This window comes from Kitasatospora sp. NA04385 (assembly GCF_013364235.1).
Classification (GTDB): Bacteria; Actinomycetota; Actinomycetes; order Streptomycetales; family Streptomycetaceae; genus Kitasatospora.
Window position 1 is genome coordinate 4,250,035 of the sequence record NZ_CP054919.1, and the last position, 21,025, is coordinate 4,271,059.

The 21,025-nt window shown below is 75.0% G+C and carries 24 protein-coding genes; 11 read left to right on the forward strand and 13 right to left on the reverse strand.

Going from position 1 to position 21,025, the window contains the following annotated elements; translation table 11 throughout:
• Positions 1-170: 170 nt before the first annotated feature.
• From pheA to HUT16_RS19060, 7 genes are all read right to left on the reverse strand, one after another.
• Positions 171-1,106 carry a prephenate dehydratase gene (gene pheA / locus HUT16_RS19030; RefSeq protein ID WP_176189338.1) on the reverse strand — a complete coding sequence of 312 codons (936 nt, stop codon included), beginning with the start codon at positions 1,104-1,106 and terminating at the stop codon, positions 171-173.
• 168 nt (positions 1,107-1,274) lie between these two features.
• Positions 1,275-2,537, reverse strand: a complete 1,263-nt coding sequence (efeB, locus tag HUT16_RS19035) for an iron uptake transporter deferrochelatase/peroxidase subunit (RefSeq protein WP_176192753.1) — start codon at positions 2,535-2,537, stop codon at positions 1,275-1,277.
• Between the two features lie 5 nt (positions 2,538-2,542).
• Entirely contained in the window at positions 2,543-4,666 is a 2,124-nt protein-coding gene (locus HUT16_RS19040; RefSeq protein ID WP_254897875.1) for a FixH family protein, read from the reverse strand.
• 33 nt (positions 4,667-4,699) lie between these two features.
• The gene (locus HUT16_RS19045; protein ID WP_176189340.1) at positions 4,700-5,179 is read right to left on the reverse strand and encodes a copper chaperone PCu(A)C; all 480 of its coding nucleotides are present in this window, start codon (positions 5,177-5,179) and stop codon (positions 4,700-4,702) included.
• Entirely contained in the window at positions 5,176-5,856 is a 681-nt protein-coding gene (locus tag HUT16_RS19050) for an SCO family protein (protein ID WP_176189341.1), read from the reverse strand. Before HUT16_RS19050 ends, HUT16_RS19045 begins: the two co-directional genes overlap by 4 nt.
• Before the next feature lie 145 nt (positions 5,857-6,001).
• A complete protein-coding gene (locus HUT16_RS19055) occupies positions 6,002-6,736 on the reverse strand; it encodes a YcnI family protein (RefSeq protein ID WP_176189342.1) in 735 nt (244 codons plus the stop codon).
• A gap of 137 nt (positions 6,737-6,873) precedes the next feature.
• A complete protein-coding gene (locus HUT16_RS19060) occupies positions 6,874-7,665 on the reverse strand; it encodes a hypothetical protein (protein WP_254897876.1) in 792 nt (263 codons plus the stop codon).
• A 354-nt stretch (positions 7,666-8,019) separates the two neighbouring features.
• Here HUT16_RS19060 and HUT16_RS19065 point away from each other — a divergent pair, with 354 nt between their 5' ends.
• From HUT16_RS19065 to HUT16_RS39270, 6 genes are all read left to right on the forward strand, one after another.
• A complete protein-coding gene (locus tag HUT16_RS19065; RefSeq protein WP_254897877.1) occupies positions 8,020-8,697 on the forward strand; it encodes an ATP-binding protein in 678 nt (225 codons plus the stop codon).
• Positions 8,698-8,873: 176 nt separating this feature from the next.
• Positions 8,874-10,112 carry an MFS transporter gene (locus HUT16_RS19070; RefSeq protein ID WP_176189344.1) on the forward strand — a complete coding sequence of 413 codons (1,239 nt, stop codon included), beginning with the start codon at positions 8,874-8,876 and terminating at the stop codon, positions 10,110-10,112.
• Between the two features lie 252 nt (positions 10,113-10,364).
• Positions 10,365-10,751, forward strand: a complete 387-nt coding sequence (locus HUT16_RS19075) for a YciI family protein (protein ID WP_176192755.1) — start codon at positions 10,365-10,367, stop codon at positions 10,749-10,751.
• Positions 10,752-11,082: 331 nt separating this feature from the next.
• On the forward strand, positions 11,083-11,316 hold the full coding sequence (locus HUT16_RS19080) for a hypothetical protein (RefSeq protein WP_176189345.1): 234 nt from the start codon (positions 11,083-11,085) through the stop codon (positions 11,314-11,316).
• A 57-nt stretch (positions 11,317-11,373) separates the two neighbouring features.
• Positions 11,374-11,997, forward strand: coding sequence for a TetR/AcrR family transcriptional regulator (locus HUT16_RS19085; RefSeq protein ID WP_176189346.1), 624 nt, complete (start codon positions 11,374-11,376; stop codon positions 11,995-11,997).
• Positions 11,998-12,292: 295 nt separating this feature from the next.
• Positions 12,293-13,324 carry an alpha/beta hydrolase gene (locus tag HUT16_RS39270; protein ID WP_303392081.1) on the forward strand — a complete coding sequence of 344 codons (1,032 nt, stop codon included), beginning with the start codon at positions 12,293-12,295 and terminating at the stop codon, positions 13,322-13,324.
• A gap of 85 nt (positions 13,325-13,409) precedes the next feature.
• Here the strand turns inward: HUT16_RS39270 and HUT16_RS19095 are convergent, their stop codons facing one another.
• Entirely contained in the window at positions 13,410-13,646 is a 237-nt protein-coding gene (locus tag HUT16_RS19095; RefSeq protein ID WP_176189347.1) for a DUF5302 domain-containing protein, read from the reverse strand.
• Positions 13,647-13,824: 178 nt separating this feature from the next.
• On the reverse strand, positions 13,825-13,956 hold the full coding sequence (locus HUT16_RS39275) for a hypothetical protein (protein ID WP_303392082.1): 132 nt from the start codon (positions 13,954-13,956) through the stop codon (positions 13,825-13,827).
• Between the two features lie 174 nt (positions 13,957-14,130).
• On the opposite strand from HUT16_RS39275, the gene HUT16_RS19100 reads away from it, so the two are divergent.
• Positions 14,131-14,952, forward strand: a complete 822-nt coding sequence (locus HUT16_RS19100) for an integrase (protein ID WP_176189348.1) — start codon at positions 14,131-14,133, stop codon at positions 14,950-14,952.
• A gap of 72 nt (positions 14,953-15,024) precedes the next feature.
• Here the strand turns inward: HUT16_RS19100 and HUT16_RS19105 are convergent, their stop codons facing one another.
• Positions 15,025-15,582, reverse strand: coding sequence for a 1,4-alpha-glucan branching protein (locus HUT16_RS19105; RefSeq protein ID WP_176189349.1), 558 nt, complete (start codon positions 15,580-15,582; stop codon positions 15,025-15,027).
• Positions 15,583-15,679: 97 nt separating this feature from the next.
• Between HUT16_RS19105 and HUT16_RS19110 the strand changes: the two genes are divergently transcribed.
• Entirely contained in the window at positions 15,680-16,558 is an 879-nt protein-coding gene (locus tag HUT16_RS19110; RefSeq protein WP_176189350.1) for a hypothetical protein, read from the forward strand.
• Here HUT16_RS19110 and HUT16_RS39280 read toward each other — a convergent pair whose 3' ends face one another.
• Positions 16,559-16,687 (reverse strand): hypothetical protein, encoded by a 129-nt coding sequence (locus HUT16_RS39280; protein ID WP_303392083.1) that lies wholly within the window; start codon positions 16,685-16,687, stop codon positions 16,559-16,561.
• A gap of 421 nt (positions 16,688-17,108) precedes the next feature.
• Between HUT16_RS39280 and HUT16_RS19115 the strand changes: the two genes are divergently transcribed.
• Positions 17,109-17,687 carry an XRE family transcriptional regulator gene (locus HUT16_RS19115; protein WP_176189351.1) on the forward strand — a complete coding sequence of 193 codons (579 nt, stop codon included), beginning with the start codon at positions 17,109-17,111 and terminating at the stop codon, positions 17,685-17,687.
• 240 nt (positions 17,688-17,927) lie between these two features.
• Here HUT16_RS19115 and HUT16_RS38280 read toward each other — a convergent pair whose 3' ends face one another.
• Positions 17,928-18,113 (reverse strand): excalibur calcium-binding domain-containing protein, encoded by a 186-nt coding sequence (locus HUT16_RS38280; RefSeq protein WP_254897878.1) that lies wholly within the window; start codon positions 18,111-18,113, stop codon positions 17,928-17,930.
• A gap of 16 nt (positions 18,114-18,129) precedes the next feature.
• Here HUT16_RS38280 and HUT16_RS38285 point away from each other — a divergent pair, with 16 nt between their 5' ends.
• Together HUT16_RS38285 and HUT16_RS19130 are read left to right on the forward strand one after the other, a co-directional pair.
• Positions 18,130-18,540 carry a hypothetical protein gene (locus HUT16_RS38285; protein ID WP_176189352.1) on the forward strand — a complete coding sequence of 137 codons (411 nt, stop codon included), beginning with the start codon at positions 18,130-18,132 and terminating at the stop codon, positions 18,538-18,540.
• 439 nt (positions 18,541-18,979) lie between these two features.
• On the forward strand, positions 18,980-19,933 hold the full coding sequence (locus HUT16_RS19130; protein ID WP_254897879.1) for a hypothetical protein: 954 nt from the start codon (positions 18,980-18,982) through the stop codon (positions 19,931-19,933).
• Positions 19,934-20,011: 78 nt separating this feature from the next.
• Here HUT16_RS19130 and HUT16_RS19135 read toward each other — a convergent pair whose 3' ends face one another.
• Positions 20,012-20,971, reverse strand: a complete 960-nt coding sequence (locus HUT16_RS19135) for a pirin family protein (RefSeq protein WP_176189353.1) — start codon at positions 20,969-20,971, stop codon at positions 20,012-20,014.
• Positions 20,972-21,025 lie beyond the last annotated feature (54 nt).

A 21,025-nucleotide genomic window follows, 5' to 3' on the forward strand; every position in this document is an offset into this window, starting at 1 on the left:
CGCCGCACCGGGCCCGGCCGGCCGCGCCGCTGGTGAACGGGGCTGCGCCGGGCAGGTGACGTCCGGGCGTGTCGGAAATGAACGGGACGGGCCCGCGGGCGGACCCGTCCCGGCCGGAATTCGCCCCCGCCCGGGCGGGCCCCCGCGAGGGCCCCGGGCGGGACGGCCGGCTACAGCTCCCCGCGCCCGTCCAGGCAGCGCGAGAGCCAGTCCGAGGCGTTCGCGAAGTCCAGGTCGGAGGTGCCGTTGCGGAGCGGGAAGGCGGTGCCCTTGTCGGCCCGCGGGTAGGAGCCGAGGAAGCGCACCTGCGGGCAGATCCGCTTCAGGCCCATCATCGCCTCGCTGACCCGCCGCTCGCTGAGGTGCCCCTCGCAGTCGATCAGGAAGCAGTAGTTGCCCATGCCCTCGCCGGTCGGCCGGGACTCGATCCGCATCAGGTTGATCCCGCGCACCGCGAACTCCTGGAGCAGCTCCAGCAGCGCGCCCGGGTGGTCGTCCGGCAGCCACACCACCATCGAGGTCTTGTCCCAGCCGGTCGCCGAGGACACCCGCCCCGGGCGGCCCGCCAGCACGAACCGGGTGGTCGGCGCGGCCGCGTCGTGGATCTCGTCCGACAGCACCTCCAGGCCGTACAGCTCGGCCGCGAACGCCCCCGCCACCGCCGCGTCGTAGCGGCCCTCCTGGACCAGCCGGGCCGCCTCCGCGTTGGACGCCGCCGACTCCCACTGCGCGTCGGGCAGGTTCGTGGCCAGCCAGTGCCGCACCTGCGGCTGGGCCACCGGGTGGCCGCTGACCGTCTTCACGTCGCCCGCCGCCGTGCCGGGGCGGACCATCACCGCGAACGAGATCGGCAGCAGCACCTCGCGGTAGATCATCAGCGGGCTGCCGTTGATCAGCTCGTCGCTGGTGGTGGTGACCGCGCCGTCCACCGAGTTCTCGATCGCCACCATCGCGCCCGCGGCCTCGCCGGCCCGCACCGCGTCCAGCGCCGCCGAGACCGAGGCCATCGGCGTCAGCTCCCGGGTCGCCGCCTCCGGCAGGGTGCGCAGCGCCGCCTCGGTGAAGGTGCCCGCGGGCCCGAGGTAGGTGTAACGGGTCGCCGACATGACCGCCTCCGAACTCACTGCACGTGGGTGTGGCTGCGCGATGCCGACTTCTCGTTGGCCAACGCGGGGTCGGCACCGCCCACAAACTTCACCATAGCCACTCCCGGAGCCCCGCCCGGTTCCCGTCCCGCTCTGCGGGCAGGGCGCCGCGCACCGGTCCGGTCCGGCTCAGCCCTCCAGCAGCTGCTGGCCCACGTACCCGCCCTCGGGGGCGCCCGGCGGCACCGCGAACAGCGCGGACGCCTCGTGCCGCAGGTACCGGGACAGGCCGTCGCCGCGCGACAGCCGCTGCTGCACCGGCACGAAGCCGCGGGCCGGGTCGGCCTGGTACGCGGCGAACAGCAGGCCCGCGTCGGGGGAGCCGTCGGGCAGCAGGCCGTCGTGGAAGGAGAAGCCGCGCCGCAGCATCGCCGCCCCGCCGTTGGAGGCCGCCGCGGCGACCCGGACGTGCGCGTCGGGGGCGATCCGCAGCACGCCGTCCGGGTCGGTGGCGGCCAGGTCGACGGGGGTGCGCTCGACCGCGTCCGGCCCGCCGGACAGCGGGGCGCCGTCGCTCTTGCGGCGGCCGATGATCCGCTCCTGCTTGTCCAGCGGCAGGGTGTCCCAGCCCTCCAGCAGCATCCGGATGCGGCGCAGCACCGCGTAGCTGCCGCCGTTCATCCAGTCCGGGCCGCCGGCGAAGACGGTGGCGCCGAAGTCCGGGTCCTGCGGGCGCGGGTTGTTGGTGCCGTCGACCTGGCCCATCAGGTTGCGGCCGGTCATCGGGTGCGGCGTCGCGCCGGGCGTCCGGGCGAAGCCGGACATCAGCCAGCGCGGCGCGGCCAGCCCGGTGGCCAGCCGCGTCAGCACCCGCAGCGCGTGCACCGCGACCAGGGTGTCGTCCGCGCCGACCTGCACCCACAGGTCGCCGTCGGAGCGGACCGGGTCCAGCGCGTCGCCCGGGAAGGCGGGCAGCGCGGCCAGCTCCCGGGGGCGGCGGTCGGCCAGGCCGGCCTTGTCGAACAGGGTGGCGCCGAAGCCGAAGGTGACGGTCAGCGAGCTGGGCCCGGCGTCCAGCGCGATCTGGTTCTCGCCCTCGGCGGCGGGTTCGCCCGCGGCCATCCGGGCCGCCGCCGCGGACCAGCCGCGCAGCAGCGCGGCCAGCCCGTCCCGCCCGGTGCTGGCCAGCAGATCGAAGGCGGCCCACTCGACCCGGGCCTGGGCGGGCTCGACGATCCCGCCCTGCCGGGCCCCGTGGAACGGCACCCGGGCGCCGCCCAGCGTCACCCCCTCGGCCGGGGCGTGCGCGGACGCCCGCCCGCCCCACGCCCCGCCGGCCGCCCCCACCGCGAGCCCGGCCCCGGCCCCGCCGAGCACCGCCCGCCGGGACAGCCCCGGCGCACCGCCCCGCCGTCGCTCCCGCTCCCGTTCCTGCCCCTGTTCCTGCCCCAGCGTGCTCACTGGCCGACCTTCAGTTGCTGGGTGGCCGTGACCTGGTCGATGTCGGAGGAGCGGACGGTCACCGACACCACCCACACGCCGTTCAGCGGCAGCTGCGCGGTGCCCGTCCAACTGCCGGTGCCCTGCGACTGCAGGGTGACCGGGAGCGGGCCGAGGTCGCGGTCGGGGAGGGTGAAGGCGAGCTCCAGTTCCGGCACCTCGGTGGGCTGACCGGTGGAGTCGGTGAGCTTCAGGGTGACGGCGTTGGGGCCGGTGGCGACCGGGTTGACGGTGACGACCGCGGTGCCCTTGGCGTTGGCGGTGCGGCCGCCGGTGTCGTACGGGAGCTTCAGCTCCTCGGTCCGCCCCGGCACCGCCGAGGCTCCGGCGCTCGCGCCCGCGCCGGCCGGCGCGGGCGCGTCGGCGACGGCCTGGGCCACGCGTCCGGGCGGGGAGTTGGTGAGCATGGTGGTGACCACCAGCACCAGCACCGCCACCGCGGTCTCCACCGCCACGCTGCGCCGCAGCCCGGCCCGGGCGGGGAGCGGCGGCGGACCGCTCGCCCGGGCCCGGTCGCGCAGCGCCCGCTGCCGGGCGAGCTGGGCGGCCCGCTCCGGGTCGGCGCCCTCGGCGGCCCCGCCGTTCCGGCCGTTCCCGCCGTTCCGGCCGTTCCGGCCGTTCCCGCCGTTACCGGCGTTCCCGGCCGGGGTGCTCGCGGCGGCCTTTGCGCCCACCGCCGCGGCGCCCTCCTGCTGCTCCCGCTCCTCCCGGCCCTCGTCCGTGCCCGTGCCCGTGGCCGTGGCCGTAGCCACGGCCGCGGTCTCGTCGGCGCCGCGCAGCCGGGCCGTCCAGGCGCGGGAGATCCAGGCGACGCCGAGCATCGCCGCCACGCAGCCGACCTTGATCAGCAGCAGCCGCCCGTACTCGGTGTCGACCAGCGCGCTCCAGGAGCCGAGACCGCGCCAGGACTGGTAGACGCCGGTCACCACGAGCACCGCGACCAGCCAGAACGCCAGCTTGGAGAAGCGGTCGACGGCGGCGGCGGGCAGGCCGTGGCGCAGGCCGACGACCAGGACGGCCAGGCCGCCGAGCCAGCCGGCCATCGCGAGCAGGTGCAGGGCGGCCAGCGGCAGCGCCAGCGGGACCTGGATGCCGACCGAGGAGTGGTCGGCACCGACCCAGGTCGCGGACAGCGCGAGCGCCAGGGCGAGCCCGGCCAGGCCGAGGCCGAGCCGGGTGTCGCGCTGCGGGCGCTCGGCGGCGGCCCGCTCCAGCCGGCGCAGCTCCGCCTCCTCCTCGTCCTCGGGTTCCGCCTCGGGCTCCGCGACGGCGGGGACGGCCTTGGGCTGCTGCATCCCCAACTGGCCGACCAGCAGCGACAGGAAGACGCCCGCGGCGGCGAGCAGCAGCAGCCGGGCGGCCAGCGCGGTGCCGATCCGCTCGTCCAGGGTGGCGCGCACCAGCGACAGGTCGAAGGACTGCCCGAGGCCGGTGCCGCGCTCGTACGGGCCGCGCAGCATCAGCACGGCCACGGTGGACAGCAGCAGCGCGATCCAGCCGGTCATCAGCAGCCGCTGCACGCCGCGCACGGACGCGCCGCCCGGCCACGCCACGATCACGAACGCGGCGGCGCCGGCCAGCAGCGCGAACGCGAGGTAGGCCACGGTGCGGGCGGTGCCGTAGGCGAAGGCGACCGCGCCGTCGGCCTTGGCGCCCTGCACGGCGGCGGCGTTCACCGAGGTGTCGGAGGGGGCGCCGACGGAGAAGGTGAAGGCGCCGCCGACGGGGTGGGAGTCCTCCGAGACGGCCCGCCAGGCCACCGTGTAGGTGCCGTTGGCGAGGTTCGGGCGCAGCGCCACCCGGGCGGTGGCGGCCTTGCCGTCGACGTGCTCGGGCTTGCCGTCGTCGACCGGGTTGCCCTGCGGGTCGAGCACCCGCACCGAGTCCGCGGCCAGCGACACGCCCTCGCTGAAGGTCAGCGTGACCGCGGCGGGCGCGGTCGCCACCACCGAGCCCCGCGCCGGGTCGGTGCCCTCCAGGGTGGCGTGCGCGGACGCCGCCGTCGCCCCGCCGAGCACCAGTCCGAGCGCCGCCACCAGCACCGCCAGCAGCGCGCCGAGCCGCCGCCTCACCCCTGTCACCACGTGCGTGCCTCTCCTCGTCGCCATCGCCGATCAGCTACCCGGACGGTACGTCAGCGGTTTCACCGGAACCTTGACCACGACCCGGCCCGCCTTGGCGAACTGCAGGTCCAGCTCCAACTCGTCGCCCAGCGCGGGCTGCGCGGCCCAGTCCATGATCATCAGGTGCGCGCCGCCGCGGGCCAGGTCGAGCGTGCCGCCGGCCGGCACGTCCATCTCGTCGACCTGCTCCATCGAGGTGTCGGTCGAACGGTGCATGGTCACCGACCCGGCGGCCGGGCTGCTCACGCCGAGCAGGGTGTCCGCGCCGCCGGCGTTGCGGACCGTCAGGTAGCCCGCGCCCATCCCGCCGGGCGTCGCGGGCAGCGGTATGTACGGGTCCGCGACGGTCAGCCGCGGCGCGCCGCCGGGGCCGCCGCCGGACTGGTGCGCCACCGCGCCCGCGCCGACCGCGAGCGCGGCCGCCAGCCCCGCCCCGAGCAGCGCGGAGCGCCGGAACGACCGGCTGCTCACACCGCCACCCCGTCCGCCATCAGCTCCAGGTCGTGCCGGTAGACGTCGATCGAGGTGCCCGCCATGTACAGCAGGTGCGCCTTGTCGTCGGTGGGCAGGAACGCCAGCACCTGCGCGCCGTGGGTGGAGGTGACCGCGCCCTTGTCGTCGACCACCGGGTCCTCGACCGCGATGCCCAGCGGCTTGGCGGCGGCCTTCACCTTCGCCAGGTCGCCGGTCATGCCGATGAAGTCCTTGCCCATCGAGTCCAGCCAGGTCCGCAGCACCTGCGGGGTGTCCCGCTCCGGGTCGGTGGAGACGAACACGACCGCCAGCTTCTCCCGCTGCGCGGGGGTCAGCTTCGACATCGCGACGCCGATGTCGCCCATCGTGGTCGGGCAGACGTCCGGGCAGCTGGTGTAGCCGAAGAACAGCAGCACCGTCTTGCCCGCGGTCTTCGCCCGCAGGTCGTACGGCTGCCCGGAGGTGTCGTTCAGCACCAGGTCCGGCTTCTCGAAGTTCTTGCTCAGCACCGTGCCCCGGTACTGGCTGGTCGACGCCTTCTTGCTGACCTTCGCCGCCCCGGTGCTCTCCCCGCCGCCACCGGACGAGGAGCAGGCGGACAGCGCGAGCGAGGCGCCGAGGACGAGGGCGGCGGCGGTCAGCAGCCGGGGACGGGGGCGGTGGAGGGAGGCCAAGGGACTTTCCTGTTCGTGCGGGGAGCGCGGGAGCGTGGGAGTACGGGGAGCTCGCGGGAGCAGCGCGGGTGCGGGAAGTGCGAGAGGTGCGGGAGGTGCGGGAGGTGCGCCGGGACGGGGCGCGCGGCCCCGTCCCGGCGGCGGGTCAGGACTGGCCGGAGCGGCGGCGCAGCCCGGCGACGCCCAGCGCGGCGCCGACCACGCCGACCACGATGCCGACCACGCCCAGCGTGCGGGCCGTCGAGTCGGAGCCCTTCGGGGCGGCCGCGGCGCTCTCCTGCTTGCCGGTGGAGTCCGTCGAGTGCTGGTCGGCGGCGGCCGAGGGGGCGGCCGCGGCGGCCTTGGTCAGCTTCAGCGTCGGGGCGGGCTTGGCCGGCTCGGGCTGCCCGTCCTTGGCCTCCTCGATCCAGCGGACCACGTCGCCGTTGTCGTACGTCTGCAGCGCCTTGAAGGTCAGCTTGTCGGTGTCGGTCGGCAGGGCGCCGAGCGAGACCGAGAAGTCCTGGTACTGCCCGGGCGCGATCTTGGTGCCGTCGTTCGCGGTCCAGGTGATCTTCGTGACGGCCTCGGTGATCTGCTGGCCGTGCGAGTCCAGCGGCTTGTCGAGCTTCGACTTCTCCATCACGGCCGTCCAGCCCGGCACCGGCTGGGTGCGCACCGAGGCCATCGGGTGGTCCGCCGGCAGGTTGACTTCGACCTTCACGGTGGAGGCGGTGTCGCTCTCGTTCGGCACCCGGAACGCCACGGCGGTGTACCCGCCCTGCTGGGCGTTGCCCGACTGGACGGTCACGTGCGCGGCGGCCGGGACGGCGGACGCCAGCAGGGCGGCGCCGGCCAGCGCGAGCGCACCGAGGGAACGACGGGCGGAAAGCGAACGCATCAGGGGACTCCTGAGGAAAGGGGGCCGCGCGGCAGTGCGCGTCGGCACGGGGTGAGGTGCGGGGACCCGTCCGGCCCGCTCACGTCGCGGGCACGGCGGCAGCGGTGCGCGCCCGGCCCCGGTCCTTCCCGGGCCGATCAGCGCGCGAACGCCACCACGGGCGGGCCCCGGCGCAGCACGCAGTGCCGCAGCGCCGCCGCCACCGGCAGCGGCCAGTCCTCCGCGCGCCCGCCGCACCGGCGCGGCGCGGCCGGCCGCCCGGTGCCCAGCAGCAGCGCCGTCAGCAGCGCCACCGCGGTGCGCAGCGGGGCCGCCCACCCGCGGGCGGTCAGCGCCGTCGTCCGCACCAGCCGCCACAGCGCGGCCTCGCCGCGCCGCAGCCACCAGCCCGCGACCAGCGCCGCCGCCAGGTGGCCCAGCAGCATGCCGGTGGTGAGCCCCAGCCAGCCGGACGGGTGCGGCATCGCGGCCGCGACCACCGCCTGCGGGTCCAGGCCCGCGGCGCTCACCACCTGCTCCGGCGTGGTGTCCAGCGGGACGACGGTCAGCCCGTTGCCCGGGACGTCGTCGCACAGCAGCCGGCCCGCGACCACCGCCAGCGGGTCCGTGGAACCGGTTCCGGCCATCTGCGCGTGCGCCATCGGCGCACCGCCGCCCAGGCCGCCGCCGAGGAAGTGGAACAGCAGGTGCAGCCCCAGCTGCCCGGCGCCCAGCGCGGCCGCGATGGCCGCCAGCGAGCGCTCCCGCCCGCCGACCAGCGCCGCCGCCGCGCACACCGCCAGGAAGCCCAGCAGCAGCACGTCCGGCGCCACCGCGCCACCCGCCCGCGCGTGCCCGAAGGCCGCCACCAGGGTGCACACCAGCGCGAACGGCACCGCCCGCAGCAGCCGCAGGTCCCAGGCCGCCACCGGCACCCGGCGCGCGGGCACCCGGCGCGGGCGCGGCGGCGACCCGGCGCGCGAGCGCGGCGGCGACCCGGCGCGCGAGCGCGACGGCGCTCCGGCGGCCGGGCACGGCGGCGCCCCGGCGGGCGGCGGCGGTGGGGTCGGTCATGGCCGGGCCATCATCTCACCGCCTACACCCGGCTCCGGGGCAGGGGCGGCAACCCGCTCCGAATGGCGAGAAACCGACCGGCGCACTCACCCGTCCGCGCGCTGATCGGCACACCCGACAGGACCAGTCCATCCGCCGAACGGGCGGGCTTCGCTCGTGCGGACGGTTCGCCGTGCGCGGCCGAGGAGATAGCTAGTTGTATGTGGAGCCGCAGCCAGGAGGGATCTCCCGTGGAAATCTGGTGGACTCTGCACCTCAAGCGCGACCCGGCCAGCGTGCCGCTCGCCCGCCGCATCCTGCTCGGCGCCATGGACTCCGCCGGAGTCGACCCGCAGGTCGCCTTCGACCTCGGCCTCGCCCTCACCGAGGCGTGCGCCAACGCCGTCGAGCACGCCGTGCCCGCCCACGCCGGGGACACCTTCCAGGTCACCGCCTCGCGCAGCGGCGACCTGCTGCGGATCGAGGTCGCCAACACCAGCCCGGCCGCGTCCGTGCCCGCGTCCTTGTTCGCGCCCGCGCCCGTCGCCGTCGCCGTCGCCGAGCGCCCCGGGGTGCGACCGACCGCGACGCGCCGCCCGGCCGCCGAGCGGCCCGCCCCGCGCTGTCGCACCCGCCGCGGCCGCGCCTCCGTCCCGGCCCGGGTGCTCACCGTCCGCCGTCCCGTCGCGGACCGGCCCGCCCCGTACGACACCCACGTGCTGCCCCCGCTGCCGTGCCCCGTCCCGCCGGGCCCCGCCGCCGACACCGTGCCCGACCTGGACGCCGAGTGCGGCCGCGGACTGTTCCTGATCCACGCCCTGGCCGACCACGTCCAGCTCCGCACCCACCCGCTGCGCGGCGCCACCGTCAGCTTCGACAAGCTGCTCACCCCCGGCCCCGCCGCCGCCCTGCTGCGCACCGCCTCCTGAACGGCCGACCGTAGTCTGCCGAACTGCCACGGTCCGCTGAACCGCCACGGGCCGCCCGTTCGTATCCGACCCCATTTCGTCCCCTTTGACGCCCCGGCGCATCTCACGGTCCGAAATCCGCTGGCCACGCGTCCGGGAGCGCCGGTTAAGGTCTAGACCGGCCACCGGAGGGGACCATGACCACCACTGCCGCGGAGCCTGCCTCCGCCTCCCGTCGTGCGCTGTCCCGGATGGGCAACGCCTTGCAGGGGCGGGACTTCCGCCTCTGGTTCTACGGCCAGCTGACGTCCGCGTCCGGCGGTCTCGCGCAGGGCGTCGCGATGTCCTGGATGATCCTCGAACTCACCCACAACGCGGTCTGGCTGACGGTCCAGACGGCCTGCGCCTGGGGCCCGACGCTGCTCCTCGGCCCGTGGGCCGGAGCGCTGGTCGACCGCTCGGACCGGCGTCGGCTGCTGATGGTCACCCAGAGCCTGATGATGGCCATCGGCCTGTCCCTGGCCCTGATCGCCGCCTTCGGCGGGATCCGGCTGTGGGTGCTGCTGACGCTCTCCGCCTGCACCGGACTGATCACCACCGTCGACTCCCCGGCCCGCCAGGTCTTCGTGGTCGACCTGGTCGGCGCCGGAGCGGTGGCCAGCGCCGTCGGACTCTGGGAGGTCGCGCTCAACGCCTCCCGGGTGATCAGCCCCAGCATCGCCGGGGCGCTGCTCGCCACCAGCGGCGCCGCGTTCTGCTTCGCCTTCAACGCGCTCTCCTACACCGCCCCCATGGTCGCCCTGCTCAAGCTCCGCCCGGCCGGCGGCGGCCCGCGCCGCGCACCGGCCCGCGGCCCCAAGGCGAGCGCCCGCGAGGGACTCTCCTACGCCTGGCACTCGCCGCTCATCCGCGGCCTGCTGCCGATGTCCGCCGCCAGCGGCCTGATCTTCGCGATGGGACTCACCCTCCCGCCGTTGGTCAGCTACGCCCTGCACCGCGGCGGCGGCGGGTACGGCCTGCTGATGGCGGCCTTCGGCATCGGCGGCCTGCCCGGCGCCCTGCTGGCCGCCGCCTCCCCGGAGCCCACCCCGCGCCGGGTGCGCACCCTGGCCCTGGCCACCTCGGCCGCGATCCTGCTCACCGCACTCTCGCCGAACATCTACGTCGCCGTGATCGGCCTGGCCGCCGTCGGCCTCACCTCGATCTGGTTCATCGCCACCGCCAACACCCTGGCCCAGCTGCGCTCCGCCCCCGAGCTGCGCGGCCGGGTGATGTCCCTGTGGGGCAGCGCGATGACCGGCACCCTCCCGGTCACCGGCCTCGCCGTCACCTTCGTCTCCCAGCACGTCGACGCCCGGATCGGCTTCTCCCTCTCCGGCGCCGCCCTGCTCCTGGCCACCCTCGCGGCCTGGCGGGCCCTGCGCCCGACCACCTGACCGGCGCCGCTCTCCGCCGCCTCGCTGCTCTGCCGTCCCTGCGCCCGCTGTGTTCGTTCCCGCGCCGTGCTGCGGGGTGGGACGGTCGCGGGGTGCGGCGCCGCGGGGTAGGACGCCGCGGGGCGGGGCGGGGCGGGGCGGGTCGGGGCGGGGCGGGACGCCGGGATGTCGAGAACGCCTCCCCGGCTCCGACCTTGGTACGGAAGAGCGACACCGCCCGCCCGTACCGCGAGGAGCCCCGCCGTGACGTACATGCTGCAGATGCACTTCAGCCAGGACGACACCCACGTCCCGCCGATCCCCACCTGGAGCCCCGAGGCCACCGCCGTCCACGTCGCCCACATGCGCCAGACGGTGGCCGACCTGACCGCCACCGGCGAACTGGTCGAGGCCCGCGGCCTGGCCATGCCCGACACCGCCCGCATCGTCCGCGCCACCGACGGGGCCCCCACCGTTACCGGCGGCCCGTTCCCGGACAGCAAGGAGTTCCTGTTCGGCTGGTGGCTGGTCGACTGCGCCGACGAGGCGCGGGCGGTCGAGATCGCCGCGCGGGTCTCTGCCGCGCCCGGGCACGACGGGAAGCCGATGAACATGCCGATCGAGGTGCGGGAGCTGATGTCGGAGCCCCCGGCGGAGTAGTGATGACACGTCATTGGTGTGCGGGCATGGATGTTGCGGCATCAGTGTCGGCGCATCGATGTCGCGACATTGATGTCGGCGCATCTGTGGCGCGACATCGGTGATGGGGCATTCATGACGCTGCACCGATGACGTGACATCGGTGTCGCAGCACCCATGCCGCAGCACCGATGTCGAAACACGGATGTCGCAGCGCGGATGCTGGGACATGGGTGACGCGACACCGATGTTGGGGCACGGATGTCGGAACACCGATGCCAGAGCACCGGTGACAAAGCACCGACCTGCGCGCGAATTGCCGGTCCCGCCCGGGCAGCGGACCATGGTGATCATGATGCATCAGATGCGCGCCGAGACCGGCCCGAACGGCGCCACGGACTCCGTGGTCAGCTGGCACATCGTCCGCGATGCGGACCTCATCGCGTTGTGCGGCAGGGAGCTGTCCGCCGCCGCGCCCCTCCAGGACGCCGCCGGGTGGACCGTCGACCCCGACCACAACTGCCACACCTGCGGGGCGCTCTTCCTGCGCGAGACCCCGTACCTGCCGGGCGAGCACACCGGCTGAGGGCTGCTCCGGCGTACTCTGGCGGGTGTCCCGACCCGTTCCGCCGGAGGTGTTCCCGTGGTCATCGACTCCGCCACCGACGGCCGGGTCCAGCGCGGCAACGAGACCCGACGGGCGGTGCTCGGCCGGGCCGTGCAGATCGCCTCGGTCGAGGGACTGGGCGCGCTGTCGATCGGGCGGCTGGCGACGGACCTGGGGCTGAGCAAGAGCGGCGTGTTCGCGGGCTTCGGTTCGAAGGAGGAACTGCAGCTGGCGACGGTCCGGGCGGCCCGGCGGATCTTCTACGACCGGGTGGTGACCCCGGCGCTGGAGCGTCCCGAGGGGGTGGACCGGCTGCTGGCGCTGTGTGAGTCCTGGCTCGACTACTCGCGCGGCCGGGTCTTCGACGGCGGCTGCTTCTTCTACTCGGTGACGGCCGAGTTCGACGCCCAGCCCGGCCCGGTGCGGGACGCGCTGGCCCAGTCGGCGCTGGAGTGGGAGGCCCTGGTGGTCGACCTGGCCCGGGCGGCCGAGGCGGCCGGCGAGCTGCCCGCGGGCACCGACCCGGAGGAACTGGCCATGCTGCTGACCGGTCTGATGGACAGCGCCAACAGCCTCGCGGTGCTGCACGACGACCCGTCCCGCTACGACCGGACGATGCGGGCGGCCCGCCGCCTGCTCGGTCTCCCTCCGGCGGCCTGACCGGCCTGACCGGCCTGGCTGCCCTTCCGGCTGCCGCCCACCATCCTCCGGCGGCCTGACCGGCCTGACCGGCCTGACCGGCCTGACCGGCCTGACCGGCCTGACCGGCCTGACCGCCCGCCGCCCGTCGACTGCTGCCCACCACCCGTCGACCGCTGCCCGTCACTCACCGCCCGTCACCCACCACGTACCACCCACCACCCGTCGCCCCGCCGGAGTCTGCCGGCTCGCGCCTTCTCGGTGTGCCTCTCCGCGCCCTCAAAACTGCACGAACGGTCGTGCTAATATTCCGCCCATGGTAGCTACCGCTCTCGTGCGCACCGCGTTGAACGCCACCTCCCGGGTCGCCACCGCCCCGCCGGGGCGGGTGGTCTTCGAGCTCTTCCGGCATCCGATGCGCCGCAGCCGGGTCCGTCCCGCCGAGCGCGAGCTGCACGACCGTGCGACCACCGAGGAGCTGGTGGTGAACGGCAAGCGGGTGCGGGTCTACCGGTGGGGTGACGGCGGGCGGCCGGTGCTGCTGGTGCACGGGTGGCGGTCCCGGGCGTCCCGGTTCACCCCGTACGTGCAGGGGCTGCTGGACCTCGGGATGAGCCCGGTGGCCTTCGACGCGCCCGCTCACGGTGACTCCGGGGGGCGGAGCGTCACGATCCTGGAGTACCGCGAGCTGATCGGTCGGCTCTCCGAGCGGTACGGCCCGTTCGAGGCCGCCGTCACGCACTCCTTCGGGGCCTGCTGCACCCTCCTCGCGATGGCCGAGGGGGTGCCGGTGGGGCGGCTCGTCTCGATCGCGGGGCTTGCCGAATTCGGTTACCTGGTCGAGGCGTTCACGGCCATCCTGGGCCTGAACGAGCGCCTGGAGCGGGACTTGGCGCGGCGGATCGAGCAGGTCCTGCTGCCGGGCGCCGGGGACATCTGGCAGCGCTTCGACGCCACCCGCCGCCCGGAGCTGGTCACCGCGCCGATCCTGGCGGTGCACGACGAGGGTGACGACGTCGTCCCGTACCGCCAGTCGCAGCTGCTGCGCGCGGCGTACGGCGAGGAGCAGTTGCGCCTGATCACCACCCGGGGGCTCGGCCACCGCCGGGTGCTGTCCGAGCCGACGGTGGTCGACAACGTGCTGGCCTTCCTGTCCGAGCCGTTGCCAGTGCCAGTGCCAGTGCCAGTGCCAGTGCCAGTGCCGGTGCCGGTGCCGGTGCCGTCGGTCGGGCCTGCCGCGCTGCCGACGTCGGTTGCGCCGGTTGCGTCGGCAGCGCCGGTCGCGCCGTTGGCGGAGGCGGCTGAGGCGGTTGAGGCGGCGGAGCCCCCCGCGGTCCCGGTCGCCTGACGGAGGGCCGACGGGAACGCCGAACGGCCGGTCCTGCGCACGTGGCGCGGGACCGGCCGTCCGGGGCGGTGGGCCGGGCGGGTGCTCAGCCGCCGCTCTTGCGGCGGAAGGTGCGCTTGCCGCCGGCCGCGCCGTGGGTGCCGTGGATCTTCGAGTCGCCGCCGGGGCCGCCGTTTGAGCCCCGGCCCCCGTTGCCCTTGCGCTGCAACGCGGCCAGGAACTTGGCCTTCTGGTCTTCCGGGGCGGCGGCCTCGGTGCCGGTGTCGGCGTCGGCGGTGGCGTCCGGCGCGGGCTCGGCGGCTGGGGCGGTGTCGCTGCTCATTCGGGACCTCCTGGACGGGAAGCTGGTGTGCTGGAGCACACCCTGTCATGCCGACCGGGGGTGCTGTCAGCCGATATCGCCGTCGGCGGGCCCCGGCGCGCCGCGTCCGGCGGCCGTGGGGCCGCCGTCCGGTCGCCGTCCGGACGCCGTCCGACCGTATGGGGCGGGGCGGGACGGGTCAGCCCTGGCGGGCCGTGCCGTGCGGGTGCTGCCGGTCGTCGCGGTACTCCAGGCCGCCCATCATGAACAGCAGGGCGAGGATCGGGAAGCCGATCGAGGCGATCACCAGTACGAAGAACTGCCAGACCATGGGGACGCTCCTGTCGCGGACGTCGGGCACGGGGACAAGGACGGGGACGGAGGGGCGAGGGCGGTTGATTGCCCGGTTTCGCACCATTATGTCCGATCAGCGCCCGACCACTCCCGGGAGGGAACACGGTCGTCCCCCTGTTCGGGACCGGGCGGCGGCCGCAGACTGGTGGGCATGCGGGTAGAGCTGGCAGTCGAAGCACGCCGTCCCGACCGGGCCAACGAGGACTTCGCGGTCGCCACCCCGGAGGCGCTCGTCCTCCTGGACGGCTCCAGCGCCCCGGACTCCCTGCCGTCCGGCTGCACCCACGGCATCGCCTGGTACGTGCGCCGCCTCGGGGTGCACCTGCTGGCCAGGCTCACCGACCGGGTCGACCGTCCGATCGCCGACTGCCTCTCCGACGCGATCGCCGAGACCGCCGCGCTGCACGGCGGCGCCTGCGACCTGGCGAACCCGGCCACGCCCGCCGCCATGGTGGTCGCCGCCCGGCTGCGCGAGGACACCCTGGAGTACCTGGCGCTCGGCGACTCCCTGCTGGTGCTGCACCTCAAGGACGGTCCGCCCCGGGTGATCGGCGACAACCAACGCTTCCCCGGCGGCGAGGCGCTGCGCCGGCAGATCTGGTCGACCGTTCCGGGCACCGCCGAGCGGGCCGCGCTGTACATGCGGTACGCGGTCGCCGTCCGGGCCGCCCGCAACACCGGGCGCGGCCCGTGGATCGCCGCCGCCACCCCGCACGCCGCCGCGCACGCCGAGACCGGCACCGTCGCCCGGGCCGACCTGCACGGCGTGGCCGCCCTCTCCGACGGTGCCGCCCGCTACACCGACCGCCTGGGGCTGGGCAGTTGGGCCGACGCCGTGCGACTGCTGGCGGAGGCGGGACCGGCCGAGCTGATCGCCCAGGTCCGGGCCGCCGAGCGCACCGACGCCGCCTGCCTGCGCTGGCCCCGCGGCAAGGCGCACGACGACGCGGCCGCGCTCTACGCCCGCCTCTGACCCCGGATCAGCCCGGCCCCGACCCCGACCTCAGCCCCGGCCCGGCGCCCGTCCGTCAGTTCCGCCCGCCCGTCAGTTCCGGCCGTCCGCCACGAACACCGCCCGCTGCGCCGTCCCGTCCGGTGCGGTGTACCCGGCCACCGCCTCGCCCGGCGCGGGCTCCCCGGCGGGGCCGACGGGCACCAGCACCCGGCGCAGCACCGGTACGGCCGGGCCCGCCGTCGGGGCCACCGCCACGCCGTCGTCCACCGTGTCGCTCTCGTGCTGCATCTGCGGCACCGCCTCCCCGCTCAGCAGCCGCGCCAACTGCTCGCTCGCCACCGGGTCCTGGGCCGCGTCGTAGAGCCAGCGCGCGCCCAGCACCCCGTGCACGGCCGTCCCGATCAGCGCCCCGGCCGGGGCTCCCTCCAGCGGCGCGCCCCGGTAGGCCATCGGCACCAGGTAGGCGTCCCGGTCGTCGGTCACCACCAGCAGTTCGATGCCCACCTCGCCCGCCGGATCGTCCAGCCGGAACCCGCCGGCCCGCGCCAACTCGCCGCCGCCGGGCCGGAACCAGTCCTGTTCCGGCAGCCACTTCGCCAGCATCTCCAGCTTGTCCGGCTCGATCGTGGTGTCGTGGATCGTCGCCATTGCCGCTCCTTCGGTCCGGTGTTCCCGTTGCCCTCCAGCCTACGAACCCACGGCCGGTAGCGTGGTGCGCGCAGCGAGGACACGGGGGAGGACGGGCGTGGGGATCAGGCAGGTCGGCGAGGGGGCGGGACGGCGGGCCGGGGCGGCGCTCGGGTCGGTGTCGGGCGCCGTGACGGGGGCGGTCTCGGGCGCGGTGGCCTCGGCCCGGGCCAGGGCCGGGTCGGACTGGGCGCGGCGGGCGCTGGAGACGCACCCGAAGCCGGGGGTGCCGCCGACGGAGGACTGGGAGGTCTCGCTCGCGGGGCTGGTCGGGCGGCTGCCGCACGTCCCGGGCCCGGCGGTGCGGCTGCTGCACCTGCTGGACGGGCTCGGCCAGGTCGCGGTCGGGCCGGACGAGGTCGGCTTCGACGGGGAGTCCGTCGCCTGGGGCAGGGTGCTGGAGATCCGCTGCCACAGCACCGTCGACCTGCTGCCGGACGTGGTGGTCGAGCGCGAGGTGGACCGGATCCGCGAGTTCCTGCCGCCCGTCCCCGGCCGCAAGTGGCTGGTCACCAGGGCCGCCGAGGCGCTGCTCACCGTCGCCCTGGCGGCGACCGCCGCCGCCGAGCGGCAGGAGCGCTCACTGCCCTGCGAGATCGTCGCCAAGAACCTGATCGGCCGTCCGAAGAACCTGGCCGGCGGCCTGTTCGCCGCCTCCGCGCTCACCCTGATCCCGGAGGCGGGCGAGGCACTCCTCGCCGTCGCCCGGGAACGCGGCATCCCGGTCACCGTCGTCGACGACCCGATGACCGGACTGCACGCCGAGCGCGCCGCCCAACTCCGCGGCGCCACCGACCGGCTCACCGAGGCACTGCGCCGCCTGCGGGCCGCCGAGACCGACCCCGAGACCGGCCCCGACCGGGACAAGGCCGCGGCGGGCGCCGCCGTGCTCGCCGAACTCGACCTGCCGCCCGCCCCGCGCCCGCCCCGGGACTGATCAGGGGCGGTGGTAGGCGGCCCAGAGTTCTTCGCTGCCGTCGCGTGATCTCCGGTGCCCGTAGCGGTCGGACTCACCGAGGACGGACAGCACCGCACCGTGGTCCGTGCCGCTGTCGCCGGAGTTCACCGGAAACCTGATGCGGACCCCCCCGGCGACTTCCGACACCTGCACTTCCGCACCCGTCAACGCCGCCAAGCGGGACGCCGCCTCCCACGCCCTGCGAGCGGTCTCGTCCGTCACAGCTCCTCCACCACGCGCCCCAGCGGGGTGAGTTCGCCCAGCGTGGTGATGCCCTCCCGCCCGTCCCGCAGGCTCCGGCCCGAGGGCGGGACGGCTCCCGCTGCCGCCGGTCAACTGACGAGCAGTCAGTCCGATGGAGTCGTAGTCTCGAAGAAGGCCCGAATGCCCCCGGGGGCTTCGAGCGCGCCTCTGCCTATTGCCAGGGGTGACTCGGAAGACCGTAGAGCGCTGGCTGGCCGATCCGGACCGCGTGCCGCACCCACGGAACCGTGAGGACGCCTGCAGGGCGTTGGGAGTTGACGAAGAGATGATCTGGCCGCAGGTAGTGAAGGACAAGATCAAGACGGGGCACGACAGGGAGTTGGTCCACTCCTACCCGTACCGGTCGGCCTGTCCGTCCACCGTGTGGGGGGAGCTGATCGGGAAGGCCGCCGAGAACGTGTTCTTCGCCGGCTATACCAACTACTTCGTCTGGCTGGAACAGCCGAACTTCGCCGAGACGCTGCGCCGCAAGCTCGAAGCGGGGTGCCGGGTGCGGTTCCTCCTGGGGGACCCGGACGGGGCGGTGACCCGGCAGCGGGAGGCCGTCGAAGAGACCGCGCTCACGGTCTCCACCCGCATCCGGATCACCCTCCAGTCCCTGGAGGGCATAGCGGAGTCGGAGGGGCTGGAGGCCCGGTTCAGCGCACCGGAGGACGCCACCAACCACGTCAGCCTGTCCGTTTTCCGGTTCGACGAGCAGGAGTTGGTGACTCCGCACCTGGCTCGGCTGGTCGGCCATGACTCCCCGCTCCTGCACCTGCGCCGAGTCGAGCAGGGCGGACTCTTCGACCGCTTTGCCGAACACGCGGAGGAGTTGTGGTCCAGGGGGATCCCGGTCGAGTGATCCGCCTCCGAACAGCACAGAGGTGCCCACTCGCCACGGGCAGGGGCCCTGCCGACTGGCTGCTCGGCACCTGCTCGGTGCCCGCCGCCCAGACGTCGTCCGGGCCGGTGGCGACCACGGCGGAGAGCGTCCAGTAGTCGGTGCCGAGGCCCGGGGCGGGCACCGGCCGCCAGGTCTCGCGGAAAAGCCCGCCCCCACCGCTTCGCAGCCGGCGGGGGCGGGGTTCGCGCGGTGCGGGGCCTACTTCTCGCAGGCCACCCCGTCCCCGTCCCGGTCGAGCGCCGAGCGGTACCCGGGCTCGCCCCGGTGCAGCGGTGCGGCCCCGGCGGCCTTCGCCTCGGTGCAGTTCTTGTAGTACGCCGCCGGCTGCTCGGTGGTGCGGGACGGTTCGGGCTCGTTCTCGGTCTGCGCGGGCTCCGGAGCCACCGGCGGCGTGGTGGGCGTGGGCGCCTCCGGGGTCGGCGTCGGCGTCGGCGTCGGGCTGGGCGTCGGCTCCGGCGTGGGCGTGGGCGTCGCTTCAGGCGTGGGCGTCGGGCTCGGCGAGGGGCTGTCGCTCGCCACCGGGCTCGGCGAGGCCGTGGTGGCCGCGGGCGCGGGCGCGGGCGTGGGCTCGGTGCCCCGCTTCTCCGATCCGAAGAGCCCCGCGAGCCAGATGAACGACATCACCACGCACCACACCAGCAACAGCACCCGCACCCCCCGGTGCAGCCGCTTCGAACGCCACACCATCACCCCGGCCACCGGCGGCAGGAACACCAGCAGGGCGATCCGCAGCACCCGGTTCCCCGTCGTCCGCTGCTCCGGCGTGGTCGATGGCGTCTGGTACGGGTTCACTGGTGTGTTCCTCGGGTGATCGGATGTGAATGAGACGTGATCATCCTCGCTCCCCGCCCCGATCCTTCGTCCGCGTTCACCGAAGCCGTGACCGAACCGGAAGCAAACGATCCGAAGGCGGGACGGGGGCGGTCAACCGGACGGCGGGCGGTGCGGCGGAGGGCTCCGACGGGTGGGGTCCGGGGCCGGGCCGAGCCATGTCGAACTGCGCATTGACGATGCGTCGGATCGCTAAAGGTCTTTTTCAGTGCGCTATTTGACGGCTGATGGGGACAGCGTGAGCGCAATGCCGGTCACCCGTCGACCGTGTCGGTTTTCCACTGGTACGTGTGCTACGTTCCCCACGCCAAGAACCAGAAAAGACGACCCCGGCGGTGCGCCAACACCCCGGGGTCCGACACCAGGAGCAAACCCTCCCGATGCGTGTTCATCGTAGCGCTCACGCGCGCAGTTTCACCGTGCTGCCCAACTGCCTGCTGCAGTGCCGACAGCTGTCCTACACCGCCCGCGGGCTGCTCGCGGACCTGCTCTCCCGCCCGGACGGCTGGCGCGAGGACGGGCGGCACATGGCGGACACCAGCCCGCAGGGGCGCGGTGCGATCCGCCGGGCCCTGCGGGAGCTGACCGAAGCCGGGTACTACCGGGTGGAGAAGATCCGGCTGTCCGACGGCCGGATCATCACCGAGGCCCACGTCTACGACGTCCCGCAGCGCCCGCCGCTACCGGGTGCCACCCGTCCGGCACCCGGTGGGCCGACCACCGGCGCTGCTGACGTCCTTCCAAAGGACGGGGACCAAGAACCCTCCCACCCCGCCGCGCCCGTAGAGCACGCCGAGCCCGTCGAGCCCGTCGGTGAACCGGAGGCGGGCGGGGGAGCGCGGCAGGACGCGGCGGAACTCCCGCCGGTGCCGGACGCGCAGACCCGCGAGGCGGTCGCCGCGCTGTTCCGGGTGATCCGGCCCGAACCCCGGCTGTGTCTCGGTGCGGGCGAGGCCGGGGAGCTCGCTCCCCTGGTCGCCCGGTGGCTGGAGCGCGGCGCGACCCCCGCCGACCTCGCCGCCGCCCTGCTGCCGGGCCTGCCCGTCCCGCTGCACTCACCGGCCGCCGTGCTCCGCGACCGCCTGACCCGCAAGATGCCGCCCGCCGCGCGACCCGCCCCGGCCCGTTACGCGGAGTGCGCCAGGTGCCACGACCCCGTGCCCCGCCCCGGCATCTGCGGCCCCTGCGCGGGCCTGCCGGACCGGCGGCCCGCCTCCGGTGCGGGCGGGAGCGCGCGGCCGGGGAGCCGCCCGCGTCCGGGACGCGATGCGTGCCGCACGGGCCGCGCTGCCGGTCGGTCCGGCCGCGACGGCCACCGGCTGATCCCCCGGGCCGCCCGGGCCGCCCGGGCCCCGACGTCCGGCGGGCGGTGACCGGTGCCGGAACGGCCGGTGCCCGCACGTCCGCTGCGGGAGCGGGGTGCGGGCACCGGCGGTCGGACCGGTCGTGGGTCAGTTGGCGTCGGCCGGGACGGTGCCGAGGCGGCCGGCCTGGAAGTCCTCCATGGCCTGCTGGAGTTCGCGGTGGCTGTTCATCACGAACGGGCCGTACCAGGCGACGGGCTCGCGGATCGGGAGGCCGCCGAGGAGGACGAACTCGAAGGTGGCGGACCGGGAGTCCTGCTTCTCGTCGGCGCGGATGGTCAGGCTGTCGCCGTCGCCGAAGACCACGGCCTGGCCGGTGCGGAAGGGGCGGCGCTCCTCGCCCGCGGAGCCGCTGCCGGCGAGGCCGTAGGCGAGGGCGTTGAAGTCGGGGCGCCAGGGGAGGGTGAGCTGGGCGCCGGGGGTGAGCGAGACGTGGGTCATCGTGATGGGGGTGTGGGTGGCGCCGGGGCCCTGGTGGCCGTCGACCTCGCCGGCGATGACGCGGATCAGGGCGCCGCCGTCCGCGGAGGTGAGCAGCTTGACGCTGCCGCCGCGGATGTCCTGGTACTTCGGGGTGATCATCTTGTCCGAGGCGGGCAGGTTCACCCAGAGCTGGAGGCCGTGGAAGAGGCCGCCGGACATCACCAGCGACTCGGGCGGGGTCTCGATGTGCAGCAGGCCGGAGCCGGCGGTCATCCACTGGGTGTCGCCGTCGGTGATGGTGCCGCCGCCGCCGTGCGAGTCACGGTGGATGAAGGTGCCGTCGATGATGTAGGTGACGGTCTCGAAGCCGCGGTGCGGGTGCCAGGGGGTGCCCTTGGGCTCGCCGGCCTCGTAGTCGACCTCGCCCATCTGGTCCATCATGATGAACGGGTCGAGGAACTTGGTGTTGATCTTCGCGAAGGCCCGGCGGACGGGGAAGCCCTCGCCCTCGTAGCCCTCGGGCGCGGTGGCCACGGTGAGGACCGGCCGGGCGGTGCTGTGCACCGGGTCGGGGGTGGTGACGCGCGGCAGGGTCAGCGGGTTCTCGACGGTCACGGCGGGCATGTCGGCCTCCTTCGGCGGGTCTGTGGCCTACGTCCACCACAGTAGTTCAACTCT